We start from the raw sequence: 15,842 nt of genomic DNA, 5'->3' as shown, positions 1-15,842 counted from the left end.
AAAAATGTTACGTAAAAACATATTTTTCAATTGATTGTAAAATCACCTTGTTCTAATGGCAAAATAATTTTTGTCACAAATTGTTGATTCTATTTTGTTACAACCTATTGTCTGTGTCAGAAATCTTAATTTTTTAAAAGCTTTCTAATAAACCTTTGCACGGATATTTCGAGAACGGAATGAAAAAAGCCGACGGACATTTAAAACTCTTTTTGGTTCTTCTGCTCATTGTGGCAGGATTTGAATTTATCTTCCTGGTTTCCTACGCCCCGTTTTTGCACAATCATCCGCTTAACCAACCGGAGCGGGGTGAATGCCCGGCGTATATTATTGAAACAATGCTTATTACGCCGTCTCCCATGCTTCTGGTTGTCATTTTTATTCTTTTTATTACCATTTTATGGACGGTTATTCCTCTTGAGGAAGAAATCCCCACAGAAATTATTTCCCATCTTTCTACCTCCAGAAGTCCTCCAGCCTTTTCAAACTAAAAATTCGCACAAACAAAAACCGTATTCGTACGTGTTTGGTCACCGCTATCTTTGAAAAGAAGCGGTTTATAAGAGAATATTGTGACCAAACGCTGCGAGCGAATTTTAACATTTGAAATAAAGGAGGATTTTCATGAAACGCCTTTTTTTCTCCTTAATTGGAGTTTTGGTGATTGGTCTCCCGATTTCTGTAACGGCTCAGGTGACATCCGTTACGTCGGCAAAGAACGACTCCACAATTCAACTTCTGGAAAAAAAGATGAATGCCTTGAACAAAAGGCTTCAAAAGCTGGAAGAAAAGCAGCAGGAGGCGGAATTGCAGCGGCTTTTACAAGAAGCCGAAACGGCGGCCGCTGAAAAGCCCGAAACAGCCAAAAAAACCAAAGTCTTTCGCGGCGGCCAGCGGGCCCTGCAGGCGATTAACCCGGAAATCAGTGTTACGGGCGATTATTTAAGCCACTACATTTTTGAATCCCCCCATCACATGGGCGAAGACCGAAGTGGAAATAATTTCAGGGTGTTGGGACTTCATTTTCGATCGGACTTGGATCCCTTCAGCTACACCAAAATTGCCGTCGAAATCCATCCGGAGGGCGCTGAATTGGGAGAAGCGTATGCCGTGTGGTCGGGTGAAATTCCCGGTTTGTCGTTCATGGTTGGAAAATTCCGGCAGCAATTTGGTGTGGTGAATCGCTGGCACGCCCACTCGCTGGATCAAATCTTTTTTCCGTTGGCCATTCAGGAATTGTTTGGTCCGGAGGGACTCAACCAGACGGGTTTTTCAATGGATTGGGATGTTCCGCGAATTTCCCCCGTTACTCAGTATTTAACCCTGCAATTAACCAATGGCCAAAACAGCCACTTGTTTTCCGGAGAATTTTACAGTGTGCCCGCCCTGTTGGGTCACCTGAAGAATTACTACGATCTTACCCGAAACGCGTATGTTGAGCTGGGACTGACCGGAATGATCGGAGAAAATCATGTCAAAACCATCAGCAATGTGATGGAAAATTCAGATGAGGCTCCGGGCCGCCGAACCCTGGTGGGGGGTGTTGATTTCACCTACTTCTGGGAACCTGTCAATCGGGCGCATTACAAAAATTTCCTCTGGCGGACGGAGCTATTTTACGTGAAAAAGGACCTGCCTCAGCAGAAAGAATTAACAGCGATGGGAGGCTATTCGTACATCCAGCGAAAATTGAGTGAACGCTGGGTTGTCGGGCTTCGCGGCGATTGGACCCAGCCCTTTCAGTTGGATAATGCGGGTCAGTCCATTTACCAGATTGTTCCCTATGTTACCTGGTGGCAAAGTCATTGGGTGCGCATGCGCCTGGAGTTTCAACACCGGGACGGCAAAGCATTGGCGGCGTCGGAAAACAGGGCCTGGTTGCAGATTACCTGGGCAGCAGGGCCCCACAAGCACGAACGCTACTAACATACAACAAACAAGCGATTCTTTATTGTGAAAAATGGAGGACAACATGTTTAAAAATAAATGGATGACTTTGATCCTGATGGCGATTTTGGGATTTACCTCTCAGAATCTCTTTGCCAAAAAAATAAAGGTGGTCACCACTCTGCCGGATTATGCTTACATAACGAAGTACATTGGCCGTGATAAGGTAGACGTTACGCACATTGTTCAGGGGGACCAGGATGCGCATTTTGTACGCCCGAAACCCAGTTTTGCCGTGCTGATGCGCCATGCCGACCTGTTTGTAACAACGGGTTTGGATCTGGAACTCTGGGTGCCGTCGCTGATGGATATGGCCAACAACCCCAGAATCCGTTCGGGACAAATTGGTTACGTCGCGGCTTACGATGGTATCCAATTGCTGCAAAAGCCGTCTGCTTTAACCCGTTCCGAGGGCGGACTTCACATTTACGGAAATCCCCACATTACAACCAGTCCATTAAACGACAAGGTCATTGCGGATAATATTACGATTGGTCTGACCAAAGTCTCTCCCGAAAACGCTGCTTTCTTTGAGGCAAACAACAAGAAGTTTAAGGCCGAAATAGACCGCCGTCTTTTTGGCGAACAATTGGTGCAATTAATGGGCGGCAAAATGCTTACAAAGCTGGCTCTTTCCGGGAATCTGATTTCGTTTTTGGAATCAAAAGAGTATGGAGGCAAAAAATTAATCGATTATCTGGGTGGATGGCTGAAAGAAGGCATGAGCTTTCGCGGACAAAAAATAGTGACCTATCATAAAGGCTGGATCTATTTTCTGAAACTTTTCGGCCTTGAAGAGATCGGAAATGTGGAACCGAAGCCGGGTATTCCTCCTTCACCCCGGCATATTGAAGAACTGGTGAATGAAATGCGAAAATCCAATGTCCACGTTATTTTGTCGGCCAACTATTTTGATGAAGCAAAAGTGAAGCGAATCGCCCAAAAAGTGGGAGCCGTTCCGGTTATTGTGCCCTATTATGTGGGAGGTGTCCCCCAGGTAAAGTCGGTTTTTGATCTTTTTGATTACTGGGTTTCCCATTTAAAAGAGGCGTACGCAAAGACGAAGAAATAATGGGTGCTAATGTTTTTCAACCCGTTTTATTTCTTAACAAAGCATTTTGTTGAGAGTGATTTTCCGGCACAGACACAGCGGTCTGTGCCGGAGAATTTAAGACGAATGAAGGTTTTTCGCGTGGACGTACAAACAACACATTCCGAATTTGTAAGGATTGGAGAGATTTTTTATGCATTTTAACGTCATGGATATCATGCTTCCCGCCTTTTTTGAATGTCTGGTTTTGGTAGGCATTCACTCGTATTTGGGATTGCATGTCATTAAGCGGCAGGTAATTTTTGTAGATTTGGCGCTTGCACAAATTGCAGCATTGGGTACGACCGTGGCCTTTTTATTCGGGATCATGCCAAAAACGGCAGCCGCTTACTGGTTTTCACTCGGATTCACGTTTATCGGTGCGGCCATTTTTTCAATTTCCCGATTCCGGGAGGGAAAAGTCCCGCAGGAAGCCATTATCGGATTGGTGTACGCTCTGGCTGCAGCCGTGTCCATTCTTGTCATCGACAAGGCGCCCCACGGAGCCGAACACATTAAGGAAATGCTCACCGGCAATATTCTCTGGGTAAAGTGGTCAACAATCGGAAAGGCGGCTCTGGTCTATTCTTTGGTGGGACTATTCCACTACACATTTCGGGACAAATTCTTGCTCATCTCGAATAATCCTGAAGAGGCCTACCGCCGCGGAATCTCGGTTCGTTTCTGGGATTTTCTGTTCTACCTGACCTTTGGAATTGTGATTACCCACTCTGTGGGGACAGCCGGTGTGTTGATGGTTTTCGTCTTCCTGGTTGTTCCGGCCATCACATCCATGATGATCACCGATAAACTGTGGCAGCAGTTACTGATCGGCTGGAGTATGGGGCTGGTTGTCAGTGTGATGGGATTGTACGTGTCCTATGTGGCCGACCTGCCCAGTGGGCCCACCGTGGTCAGTTTTTACGGTCTGCTGCTGCTGGTGGTAGTGCTGGTTCTTTATGTAATCCGCTCAGAATCAAAAGCGGCTGCTTTGCGGAATATTGCAATCGGCGTGGGGCTTGCCGTACTGGTGGGCGGCCTGTTTTATGCCGGTGGAAAATACGCACAAAAAACCGGTTATGGACATGAGCACATAGCGGCGCTAAAGGAGGACTCGCCAAAATCTGTTGATGAATCCCGCCTGAGCGATCTTTCGGAAGAAAAATTAAGTACACTGCTGAATAATACAACCGATACGGCATGGCTGGAACATGCGTTTGAAAAGAATTCAGATGATTTTGTGCGGATGGCCATTGTGGAACGGCTGTTGCAAATTGACAAAAAGAAAGGCGGAAAACTGGCGCTTGTTATTTTGCGATCGTCTGATTTGCCCTTTGTACGGGAGCAGGTTTATTCTTTGCTAACGAAGACTTTTAATCAGGACTTTGGTTACAATCCGGATAAAGCGTATTCGAATCCGCAAAATAAAAAAGCCCTTGATGCCTGGGAAAAATGGTTGAAAGGATGATTTTTTTGCGAGAAGTCCTTGGTACGTCCAACGTTCCGGAGACTTCTATTTGGGGATTTCTGTTTATGGTGGATCAGATTTTTTTCCGAACCGTGAATGTGAAATTTCTCGGCGGTGACATGTTACGTTCAAATTCCGTGTAGTAATACTGAGTCAGATTGTCAACTTTGAGGGAAAATGTTACTCCACGGAATTCCTTTTCGATTCGCGCGGTCCAATTCCGAATGGGGACACGGGCATCCTTGCAGTAGGCAGATACCTCTTCATAACGACTCAAATACCGGTAGTCCAGACCCAGTTGCCAACCCCGGTATTTCCCCGAAAGTGTGCCGGTGAAAATATGTCTGGGGCGGTACGGCAAGGTTCGCCCGGGCATGTGCGCAAAATCATCCAGGCAAACCACCGGTTCGATTTTCCCAAGTCTTTCGGCATCCAGATAGGTGTAATTGAGTTGAAGAAACAGATGCCGGGGAACAGGGGCGACCTTCCCGCTAAAATCCACGCCCTGAATTCTGGCCTCTAACAGATTGGCCAAACGGAAGGCGGGCGGCACGTAGGTGACCAATTCCGGATTAATCATATTTCGGTACGTGGTTCGAAAATAGGCCACGTCCAGCATGGCAATTTTGCCCAGAAATTGGTTCCAGCCGATCTCAAAGGCTCTGGCCGATTCGGCCCGCAGATCCAGATTGGGCACCACTTCAAACCCTGAGACCAGGGTGTGGGTGAAAATTTCCGAAATGGAAGCGGCCCGAAAGCCTTTCCCAAGGGAGGTGCGAAAGGCCATACCTGGCAGCGGCTGCCACACCAGTCCGAATTTGGGGCTGATCTGACTCTCGTGAAAAATCGTTTCAACCTGATGAAAATCGAATCGGACACCCATCGTCGTTTTGAAATGAAAGGGCAGGGTGACCTCATCCTGAGCATAAATCCCCCAATCGTAGGTAAACGGATTCCCGAAAATAGAGGAGTGCGTTCGATGGTAAATGCCCTCGGTTCCAAAGGTCATGCTGTGGCGCCGGAACGGCTGGTATTCAAACAAAAACTCCTGTCCCCACTTGTTGGTGCGCGAATAGTCGTGATTGTCGTGAAAATAATCCTGCCAGCGTGTCATGTAAAGGGATGACTTGCTGATGAAGGCCAGATTCCGCCTTAACATGGTTTTGTACGTGAAATGCCAGATGTACTTGCCTGAGTGGATTTTGTCGCCGATGGCATCGGGCGAAATCTCATAAGGATGATTAGTAGCAGGTCCCCGCCACAAAAAGGATTGGCCGTGGTTTTCGTACGCGATATTCGTGAGTAAAACCGCGTGGGTTTCAGGGGAGATGCGGTAATGAAATTTTCCAAAGAAATTCCAGCGTGTGGTGTTCCCGTTTTGTTTGTAGCCCGTTGATGTTTTCCGCCCGGCTGAAACGAGCACTCCCAGCTTGTGAAATGTCTGCGAGTGACTCACGTCGATTGAATTAAACTGCAGAAGACGATTTGTCCAGCGCCATTCCGGATAGTACGGTTTTTCGTAAAATCCCCAGGATGTCCGGATGCGCGTTTGAGGGATATTCCCCGGATCGCGGGTGATAATATTCAGTACGCCCCCCAAAGCATTGGATCCGTACAAAGCCGAACCGGCACTTTTGATGACTTCGATTCGCTCGATTTCCGTGACCGGAATGGCGTCCCAGTTGATGGTTCCCGAATCCCCTGTGATAAAAGGAACACCGTCCAGCAAAACCAGTACCCGGCTTCCGGAGCCCTGGTTGTATCCGGTGGAACCGCGTATATTCAATTGATTATTGATCAAATAAACGCCCGGAACGAATGCAATAATGTCCTGAAGATTGCTGCTGTTTCGACGCTGGATTTCCTTTTCGGATAAAATGGATACGCTGACAGGTGAATCCTGAATGGTTTGCTGTTTTTTGCTGGCCGTCACAATAAGGGCGGGCGCCTCAATGGCAATCTGTTTCAGGCGAACCGTTAACCGGGTGGACCGGCCGGGGAAAACCCGAACATTTGGAATCTCACGGGATTCGTAGCCGATCATTGAAATAAGAAGGGTGTAGCGGCCCACAGGAATTCGATCCAGACTGAAAGTTCCCCGGCGATCTGTAATTGTTCCCAACGTGGTGCCCTTCAGGATGATGTTGACACCTGGCAAAGCCTGACCCTTCTGGTTGGTTATCTTTCCCTCGATTTTTCCTTTATTCGGCTGCGAAAAGCCGAATGTGGAAAATGTGAGAAGGAGGATGACGGTTGAGATTGAAAAAATCTGTTTCATTGTGGCGTCATATTTTTAATTACTTGAGAAAAAATGCGTCTTATTCAGATGAACGCAATCTGTTTTACGGTGTTTTTAAAACGCCAAAATCGGCGACGATATCCACATGCGGCGTCAACTGGTCTTGTCGGACGATTACGTGTCCGGGTTTGCTGCTGTCGCCTTCGGCATAATACTGTCCGATTGTACGAATATCCGTGAAGGGAGCGTTTTTGGGTTTCCATGCCACCAGAATCCAGTGGTACGTTCCCGGTGGAAGCTGCAATTCGTACGCGTATGTACGGGAACCAAACGGAATCGGATCGCTAAAACTGGTGATGGCCATCAGAGACGGGGGCGGATAATCGCGATAGACAACGATGCGCACGAATTCCGTATTTTCCGGCCATTGGCCCTGAAATGTAATGGTCCCGCCAATGCCGGTGATCGGCACGGGATGCAGCCCATGGTTCAGGTTGCAGGAGAGGATGCCCAGTGTAACAAAAAGGGCAGCGATTATAAAAATCGCTGCCCGACCGTACGTCCGATTCATAACAAGGTCCTGCTTATTTCAATGCATCATTTTGAAATTTAAGGGCCACCTCAATTCGATAATACACATCGCTGCTGTGGGCGCCTGTGTAGCGATCGAAAACATGATCAATTCCCTTCTGGGTCAGAAGCTGGTCGAATGCGATGTTTGTGCCAATAATTCCGAAACCGGCCCCGTCATCCATGGGATCGAAATCGTCTTGATTCCCGCAGTCCATGTAGATTTTCAGCTTTTTGAAATCGGCCAAATCCAGATCCGAACCGTCGTAGCTTTTGCCTGTTTCCAGCATGGTGTAGCAGTCCTGTCTCATCCACTTTTGGATGACAGAGGTGACCGTGTCGGCGGTCACGTTGGGCTGGGTAATGCGAACGGGCAGGTCGATGCCGGGGAGAATATCGTCGGCTGCGCCGGGTCCGGCCGTATCAACCGGTGTGGTGGAAACCGGAAACTGGTAGATCGTGCTGGGTTTGGGAGCCAGAAAAGCCGGAAACATCAGGTACTTCACATAATCAAAGCTGAGTCCCGGTCCAAAATGCGGCGAAAAAGCAGAGGCCATCCCCATCATCGTAACCGTTATGACGTGATGGAAGGGGTCGGCGGCGACTTTAGCCGGATCGATAAGGGTGTCGTTTTCGGTCGCAACGCGCTGAAGCAGATTGCTGCCGGTTCCCCAAAAGAGCTCATGAAAGGAAAGCGGTCCCGAATGCGCCACCACCGATTTGAACAACGTGGGGTATAACATGGCCAGTTTCATAGCGCCGTAGCCGCCCATTGAATGGCCTTCAATCGCCCGCTTGTTTTCGTCGATGCTGTACTTGGATTCGATGGTTGGAATGACTTCCTTGATAAAATAATATTCGTAAAACCCAAATCCCATTTTTGGATTCAGATTTGGATTTCGCTCGGGATCCGTATCAATGGAATTGGTGTAAAAACTGCCTCCAAGTGCGTTTGATGCATTGGGACACACCAGAATCATGGGTTGAATGGTGCCGTCCTGAATGAGTTCGTCCGCTACCTTGTTCAAGCTTTTTCCCTCGAACCATGAATTTTCGTTCCCGCCAAATCCGTGGAGAAAGTAAATCACCGGATATTTTTTACTGGGGTTGTACCCGTAGGGAAGATAAACCTTGACCGCTTTTTCAGCCCCGACGTACTGGGATTGAATGGTGACGGTTTCAATTTTTCCCGCATGTGCCGGATTGCCTTTTAAATCCTGATTGGGAAAGGTTGCCTGCTCCTTGCCGCAGCCGCCCATAAACAGACTGGCCAGCAAAAAAGAGGCAAGTAAAATAAGGGATATTTTTTTCATCGTTTTCTCCTTCTCTGAAAGTGCCAATTAAAAGTTGTAATTGAGTCCGATATGGAATTCATTGTCTGTCACTTCATAATGGCCGGCCCAATTTTCATTGTTTCCGTTGGGCTCAAGAATCCATTTTTTAACATCCCGGCTGGGGATAAAAATATGCGAGTAGACGGCATTAATTGTGATTTTACCCAGCGTATAACCCAAACCGGCGGTCACAGAATTTTTGACTGAAATGTCCGGGATGCCGGGGCCAATAGAAGAATCCGGAATGGGACTTGGATCGCGATAATAGCCCAGCCGCAAAACCATGTCTCTATCCGCTGATTTCATCAGGGTGTATTCCATACCCACATTGTAACGAATTCCATCGGACCAATTTTCTTTTAACTCGGTCTTCATTTTGGCAACTTCAGCGCCGCCAATTTTAACAGAAAGGGAGTCCTTGATATCAATTTTATCCCAGACCGACCACTGGGTGAATTCCACATCCGCCGAAATTAAAAGTTTATCGGTGGGGCGAAAGGCCACACCACCCCCCAGATTTAACGGGAGAGGCATGGTGGCTTCGATATTGTCCTGATTGATGATTTCCTGTTTGGTTCCCGAAAACAGGGTGGATGCGACCGCATAATCCGCGTCACTTAAGGCTCCGGCTGCTTTAAGACCCTTTAGTGTGTTCAATGCGCCCTGGTCGTAGGGGAAATAGGCATCAGCTGTGATAGAGCCCTTCAGGGGAACATCGGTATAATACCGGGCAGCTAATCCCAAAGTTAATTTTTCTGTTGCCTTAAATTGCAATCCGAAAGAAGCCGCGTAGCTTATGCCTGAAACGTCCAGCTTTTGTTGGGCCGGGAAATGCTCGTGCGGTGCAATCGCCAGGGGGGCCAGCATTGGATTAAGGCTGGCAATTTTGGTCACACTGGTTTGTTCCATGGAGAGGGTTGTGTAAAGAACACCAAACCCGCCGCCAACGGACAGTTTTTCGGTAACGGGATACGCCAGCGAAAGCTGAAAATCAAGAACCTGCATATTACTTAAATTGTCATATTTCGGAAAATCTTCTTTGTTCCCGAAACCGGGTACGGGATTGTACAAGTCCCAGGTGCTCCCCAGTCCGAATGGTACAAAAACACCGAGACCAACGGAAAGACCATTATCCAGTGTTTTAACGGCGCCAAGGTTTGGGATAACAAATGTTTTGGGTTTACTGGTTGCTTCACGGTAAGCAAAACCAAACAGGCGGTGTCCCTGGTAAGGGTACAGGGTTAATTTGGCTTCGGGGGCGATAAAAGAAATACTACCGCCGATATTCCAGTTTTTAACCTGAGTCAGGCCTGCGGGATTCCAGTATCCGCCGCTCCAATCACCGCTCAGAGCCCGGTAGGCGCCGCCCAGCGATACAGCCCGCACGCCTGCCGCACTGACCGCAATTCCGCTCGCCTTTGATGTGGACGTCAATCCAATCAACAGCAACCCCACTAACAATGGCGTAATGATTATTTTTTTCATAAATTCCTCCTTTTGAAGTTTAATGGTCTTACACATGCAAAAATGAGAATCGGTTATTTGGGGTAAAAATGTCACCTCCTTTCGCTTTTTACTTACTTTGAAATCGAATTGTAGATGAAAGCGGTCGTTTTATTGGAAAAAAGAGTGAAATTAAAAATAGCGCGAATGGAATACGTGTTAGGATTTATGTGAGAAGCGTGTCTCTTCATCGTGAAGTTTTTCTCGCTTTAAAAAAAGAAACCGAACGTTGGTGCGTATGCGCCAAGGCCTCAAAATCTATTTTTCGGGTAATAGATTTTGTGACATTAATTTTACATAAAAAATCGCTAAAAGTCAAGTATTTTTTAAGATTTTGTAACATATTAAGTTAGAAGATGCGTATGCAATCGCTTGACTAATTGTATTTTTGGGTTTTTGGATTGAAACATTCGGAGAAAAGTTCGGACAGCGGGTCTGCTGAAAGAGGTTGTGACAATTTCAATAAAATCGAGCTGCCGGTTGATCGGAAATCCAAACACAGAAAAACGGGTGGCTAATCCACAATGCGAATAAAACCCGGGTTGGCTTCAATGATGCGGCCAATGATGACGGGTTCAAAGGGATGGTCGGTCTCTCGGATGGCCTGCAGCAGGGCATCCGCTTTTTCAGGAGGAACGGCAATGATGAGTCCACCGGATGTTTGAGCATCGTAAAGCAATACTTCGTGCTCTTCGGGAATATCCGCCACCAATTGAACCTTTTCGTCATCATCCAGATAAAATTGGTTGGCCCGTGAACCGGCAGGAATGGTGCCGATTTTGGCGTATTTGAGTGCACCCGGTACAAAGGGTATGCTGTGAGCAAAAACCTCCGCTCCAACGCCACTGGCCGCAAGCAGTTCGTGTAAATGTCCCAACAATCCAAACCCGGTGACATCGGTGGCGGCGTGCACGCCAATCTTTTGCATGGCCTCAGCCGCAAATTTGTTGAGCGTTGTCATCGATTGGATGGTGATGCCCAGTTCCTCTTCCGTCAATTTGGCCTGCTTCAGGGCCGTCGTCACAATGCCGGTGCCAATGGGTTTGGTTAAAATTAAGACATCTCCAATTTTAGCCTGTGAATTGGTAATAATTCTATCCGGATGAATAAGGCCCGTTACAGAGAGCCCGTACTTCAGCTCCTTATCCGAGATGGTGTGTCCCCCCAGAACCACAACACCCGCTTCTGTGGCCTTGTCAATTCCGCCCCGGAAAATGGCCGCCAGGGTATCCGCATCAAAATAGCCCGTGGAAACGCCCGCTATGTTTAACGCCGTAATGGGCGTTCCTCCCATGGCGTAGACATCACTCAGGGAATTAGCGGCTGAAATCTGCCCGTAAAGATAAGGATCGTCCAGAATGGGCGTAAAAAAATCGACCGTCTGAATCAGTGCCAGCTCATCGGTCAATTTGAAAACGCCGGCATCATCGGCCGTACTTATCCCTACGAGAAGACGCGGGTCTTCAATCCGGGGGAGTTTTTCCAAAATCGCACCTAACTCCGTTAGGCTAAGTTTCGATGCTCAGCCGGCGCAGGAAACGGATTCGGTCAGCCGAATTTGTCGTCGTTTATCGCCCATGTTTTCCTGTTTCAATTTGTCCAGTGGTTTATTATGCCTTTGTGCCTCATGAGTTTTGCACGTTAAAAAGGCCTGATTTAAAATTACAGGAAAATAATGAAAGAATAAATTTGCAAAAATGCAATAAAAATTTTGACGGTCACCAAACATTTATCCAAAAATTTTGATAGTCTGGAATGCGCTGCTTGGTTCAAAACAGAGTCTCATCCATTCCGGATGAAGAATAAAGCCGAATCGTGTTGCGGCGAGTACGCGACTTGGAACCCTTTCCCAAATGGTTCCGAATAAAACCCGCGGGCATTTTCTTTCCAAGGCGGAATGGGTCGATGGGTTTAGACGGATTAAAAAAATACTTGACAATATTGTAACATTTCTGTAAATTTATACAATTTATTTTATCTATTTTCTCAATAGGACCGGAAAAGGAGAACATTTTGGATTTATTTGATAAGTGTCGAAACTTTACGGAAGCTCAGGAAGCCATCAAGGGCGGCTGGTATCCCTATTTTAAGGCCATTCAATCGGGAGCAGAAACATCCGTTATGATTGATGGCCGAAAGTTTGTTATGATCGGTTCCAATAATTACCTTGGATTAACCCAGCACCCAAAGGTGCTGGAGGCGGCAAAGAAAGCGGTTGATCAATATGGCTCCGGGTGCACGGGATCGCGCTTTTTGAACGGAACTCTGGATTTGCACGAGGAATTGGAGGCACGATTAACCACTTTCATGAAACGCGAAGCAGTGCTTACCTTTTCGACAGGCTTTCAAACCAATCTGGGTGTTATCTCCTCACTGGTGGGAAAAGATGACTTGCTTTTTGCAGACCGGGACAATCACGCCAGCCTGGTCGATGGAAGTCGATTGGCTTTTGGAAAAACGGTGAAGTACCGCCACGGCGACATGGATGATTTGGAACGCGTGTTGAAAATGCACAAGGATATCCCCGGAAAACTCATTGCGGCTGACGGTGTTTTCAGCATGGGCGGCGACATCTTAAATCTTCCCCGGTTGGTAGAATTGGCCGAAACATACAATGCCAAAGTCTACGTTGACGATGCCCATTCGGTTGGTGTTCTGGGCGCGCACGGTCGCGGCACAGCCGAACATTTTGGTCTGGAAGACAAGGTAGACCTCGTGATGGGTACCTTCAGCAAATCCTTTGCTTCCATTGGCGGTTTTGTAGCGGGGGATGCGGTCGTTATCGATTACATTAAGCACCGTGCCCGTTCCCTGATTTTCTCGGCGAGTATGCCGCCGGCATCGGTAGCAGCAACGATCGCCGCGCTTGATATTATTGAAAAAGAGCCCGACCGCCGCGAGCGCTTGTGGGCCGTGACGAATCGTATGAAAAAGGCCTATCAGGAAATGGGATTTAATACAGGCAATAGTCAAACGCCGGTTATTCCGATTATTATCGGCGATGATATGACCACCTTTAAGTTCTGGCAGGAGTTGTGGAAAAGCGGAATCTTCGCCAACCCCGTTATCAGTCCGGCTGTTCCCCCGGGAATGTCCCTGATTCGCACAAGCTACATGGCCACGCATACCGATGAAGAAATGGACTTCGTATTAGAAACCTTTCAAAAAATTGGCAAGGCTTTGGGTGTCATCGAATGAGTGTGATTTTTCCGGGCGGGTGCTGAATCTTTTCAGGGAGGATTGCAGGATTGTATCCTCCTTTTCTTTTTTAATCGATGTAAACGTTTGCGGGACAGCCTGCAAGACTCAGTCCCGGGGATGAGCGTATTTAATCACTTCAGAAATTTTTTATGTCGTTGAGTTTAATCCTCAAAATAAAAATGTGATTTTTTTATCATTAAAAGGGGCATTTTAAAACAGATTTTAAAGCATTTGTTTTTATAAAGAACCTCATTTAAATGAAAGGGTTTTCAAATGAACTCCCAAATTACGATTGAACCTGTTAGAAGTAAAAAAGATCTCAAAACCTTTATTAAAATCCCCTGGAAAATTTACCTGGACGATCCCAACTGGGTTCCTCCTTTAATCATGGACATGAAAACCATGCTGGATAAGGAAAAAAATCCCTTCTGGAAACACTCTGAAGGGGAGTATTTTATTGCCAGAAAAGAAGGGCAGCCGGTTGGGAGAATTGCTGCCATTATTAACCATAACCACAACTCGTTTCACGATGAATTAACCGGCTTTTTTGGCTTTTTTGAATCCGTTAACGATGAAGCGGTTGCCCATGCCCTGTTGGATGCAGCCGAAAAATGGACCAAAGAGCGCGGAATGAAAATATTCCGCGGCCCGATGAATCCTTCAACCAATGATTCGTGTGGGTTCTTGCTGGAGGGATTCAATTCGCCCCCGGTTATCATGATGACTTACAACCCGCGTTATTATCTTGATTTTATGGAAAGTTACGGCCTTAAAAAAGCCAAGGATCTGTTTGCCTATTTTATGGATGGGGAAACCGTGCCCATCTCGGATAAGGTAAAGCACATTGCGGAGCTCATTCAGAAACGCAATAAAATAACCATTCGCTCAGCAAATATGAAACGCTTTCAGGATGAACTTCGAATCGTCAAGATGGTTTACAACGATGCATGGAGCAAAAACTGGGGCTTTGTTCCCTTTACGGATGAAGAAATTGACCATATTGCCGAGGAGTTGAAACCCATTGTGGTGGCCGATCTGGCCATTGTTGCCGAAATTGACGGAGAACCGGCCGGCTTTTCCCTGGCCATTCCGGATTACAATCAGGCGCTGATTCATGTTAAGGACGGCCGGCTTTTTCCCACCGGCTTGATCAAACTGCTCTGGTACAAACGGAAAATTGACACGCTTCGCGTCATTATTATGGGCATGCGGCACAAATACCGCAATTTGGGCGTAGACGCTGTTTTTTATTACGAGACCTACAAGCGGGGAATGGCACACGGCTACACAAAGGGAGAATTCTCCTGGATTCTGGAAGACAACGCGCCCATGAATCACACCCTTGAAAAACTGGGTTCGTGGGTCTATAAAAAATATCGGATTTATGAGAAATCCATGGAAAATTAGAGAAAGCGGGCTTCCGGTTCCGTTTGAAATCCCTGTTTTTTCACGTAAATCTTTTCAAACGGAATAAAATAAACTTGACAAGCCGATTAAAAATTATTAAATTTAGAAGTTTGAATTTCAAAATTTGTGCAGGGTTGAACTGGAGGATAAATAAGTGAAGACGTACATGGCGAAAACCGGTCAGGTTGAACAAAAATGGTTTGTAATTGATGCGGATGGTCTGGTTCTGGGGCGACTGGCCTCACGAGTTGCCTCCATTGTTCGGGGCAAAACAAAGCCCATTTTTACTCCGCACGTGGATACGGGCGATAACGTCATCATCCTGAATGCAGACAAGGTTCGTTTAACCGGCCACAAACTGGACGCAAAAAAATACTATCGGCATTCTGGCTATCCGGGTGGAATTACCGAGATTACGGCCAGAAAACTTTTGGAAAAAAAGCCGGAAGAAGTTTTGCGGCATGCCATTTGGGGCATGCTTCCCCATAATAAGCTTGGGCGAAAGCTCTTGAAAAAGGTCAAAATTTACACAGGCGTGGAGCATCCCCACGCTGCGCAGAAGCCGGAACCATTGGAATTTTAAACCAATTAAGGAGAGCAAGGAGTTTTTTGAATGAAGGAAAATAGCTATTACGCTACAGGACGTCGGAAAAATTCAATTGCCCGCGTGTGGGTTACCCCGGGAAGCGGAAAAATTGAAGTCAACGGAAAGCCGCTTCTGGATTACTTTAAGCGAGAAGTTCTAAAAATGGTTATCGAGCAGCCCCTGAACATGACCGAAACAATCGACAAGTACGATATTTCTGCCAATGTTAAGGGTGGGGGCTTAACCGGACAGGCGGGGGCACTCCTCCTGGGAATTTCGCGCGCATTGGTAAAGGTCAACGAAGATTTTAAAAGCAGGCTTCACAAAGCCGGGTTTTTGACGCGCGATCCGCGGATGGTGGAACGCAAAAAGTACGGCCAGCCCAAAGCCCGCAAGCGGTTTCAATTTTCAAAACGGTAATCATCCGAATTCAGGCTGTTTTTTATTCATCATCACATGGGAAAGGCGTTTGTGCCTTTCGCCGGGAATAATTCAAA

General features: G+C 46.9%; 13 protein-coding genes. 8 read left to right on the top strand and 5 right to left on the bottom strand.

The window, feature by feature from the left end:
* The first annotated feature begins 179 nt into the window (after positions 1 to 179).
* From GXO76_05615 to GXO76_05600, 4 genes are all read left to right on the top strand, one after another.
* Positions 180 to 491: a hypothetical protein gene (locus tag GXO76_05615; protein ID NOY77330.1), complete on the top strand. Its 312-nt coding sequence runs from the start codon at positions 180 to 182 to the stop codon at positions 489 to 491.
* A gap of 133 nt (positions 492 to 624) precedes the next feature.
* Positions 625 to 1,926 (top strand): hypothetical protein, encoded by a 1,302-nt coding sequence (locus tag GXO76_05610; GenBank protein ID NOY77329.1) that lies wholly within the window; start codon positions 625 to 627, stop codon positions 1,924 to 1,926.
* Between the two features lie 46 nt (positions 1,927 to 1,972).
* Entirely contained in the window at positions 1,973 to 3,019 is a 1,047-nt protein-coding gene (locus tag GXO76_05605) for a zinc ABC transporter substrate-binding protein (GenBank protein NOY77328.1), read from the top strand.
* A 187-nt stretch (positions 3,020 to 3,206) separates the two neighbouring features.
* Positions 3,207 to 4,505: a metal ABC transporter permease gene (locus GXO76_05600; GenBank protein ID NOY77327.1), complete on the top strand. Its 1,299-nt coding sequence runs from the start codon at positions 3,207 to 3,209 to the stop codon at positions 4,503 to 4,505.
* A gap of 73 nt (positions 4,506 to 4,578) precedes the next feature.
* Here the strand turns inward: GXO76_05600 and GXO76_05595 are convergent, their stop codons facing one another.
* The 5 genes from GXO76_05595 to selD form a co-directional block, all read right to left on the bottom strand.
* Positions 4,579 to 6,783, bottom strand: coding sequence for a TonB-dependent receptor (locus GXO76_05595; GenBank protein NOY77326.1), 2,205 nt, complete (start codon positions 6,781 to 6,783; stop codon positions 4,579 to 4,581).
* A 64-nt stretch (positions 6,784 to 6,847) separates the two neighbouring features.
* Positions 6,848 to 7,315, bottom strand: coding sequence for a hypothetical protein (locus GXO76_05590; protein NOY77325.1), 468 nt, complete (start codon positions 7,313 to 7,315; stop codon positions 6,848 to 6,850).
* 13 nt (positions 7,316 to 7,328) lie between these two features.
* Positions 7,329 to 8,627, bottom strand: a complete 1,299-nt coding sequence (locus GXO76_05585; GenBank protein ID NOY77324.1) for an esterase family protein — start codon at positions 8,625 to 8,627, stop codon at positions 7,329 to 7,331.
* Positions 8,628 to 8,654: 27 nt separating this feature from the next.
* On the bottom strand, positions 8,655 to 10,133 hold the full coding sequence (locus GXO76_05580) for a hypothetical protein (protein NOY77323.1): 1,479 nt from the start codon (positions 10,131 to 10,133) through the stop codon (positions 8,655 to 8,657).
* A gap of 532 nt (positions 10,134 to 10,665) precedes the next feature.
* Positions 10,666 to 11,730, bottom strand: coding sequence for a selenide, water dikinase SelD (selD, locus tag GXO76_05575; GenBank protein NOY77322.1), 1,065 nt, complete (start codon positions 11,728 to 11,730; stop codon positions 10,666 to 10,668).
* 434 nt (positions 11,731 to 12,164) lie between these two features.
* Between selD and GXO76_05570 the strand changes: the two genes are divergently transcribed.
* The 4 genes from GXO76_05570 to rpsI all read left to right on the top strand — a co-directional run bounded on the left by GXO76_05570 (position 12,165) and on the right by rpsI (position 15,765).
* Complete coding sequence (locus GXO76_05570) at positions 12,165 to 13,349, top strand: pyridoxal phosphate-dependent aminotransferase family protein (GenBank protein NOY77321.1); 1,185 nt, start codon at positions 12,165 to 12,167, stop codon at positions 13,347 to 13,349.
* A 276-nt stretch (positions 13,350 to 13,625) separates the two neighbouring features.
* Positions 13,626 to 14,759: an N-acetyltransferase gene (locus tag GXO76_05565; protein ID NOY77320.1), complete on the top strand. Its 1,134-nt coding sequence runs from the start codon at positions 13,626 to 13,628 to the stop codon at positions 14,757 to 14,759.
* 166 nt (positions 14,760 to 14,925) lie between these two features.
* Positions 14,926 to 15,342, top strand: a complete 417-nt coding sequence (gene rplM, locus GXO76_05560) for a 50S ribosomal protein L13 (protein ID NOY77319.1) — start codon at positions 14,926 to 14,928, stop codon at positions 15,340 to 15,342.
* A gap of 30 nt (positions 15,343 to 15,372) precedes the next feature.
* The gene (rpsI, locus tag GXO76_05555; protein ID NOY77318.1) at positions 15,373 to 15,765 is read left to right on the top strand and encodes a 30S ribosomal protein S9; all 393 of its coding nucleotides are present in this window, start codon (positions 15,373 to 15,375) and stop codon (positions 15,763 to 15,765) included.
* The last annotated feature ends 77 nt before the right edge of the window (positions 15,766 to 15,842 follow it).

This window comes from Calditrichota bacterium, from assembly GCA_013151735.1.
Lineage (GTDB): Bacteria > Zhuqueibacterota > JdFR-76 > JdFR-76 > BMS3Abin05 > BMS3Abin05.
Note: the sequence above shows the minus strand (reverse complement) of the source record. Positions and strands in the feature narration are given on the sequence as shown.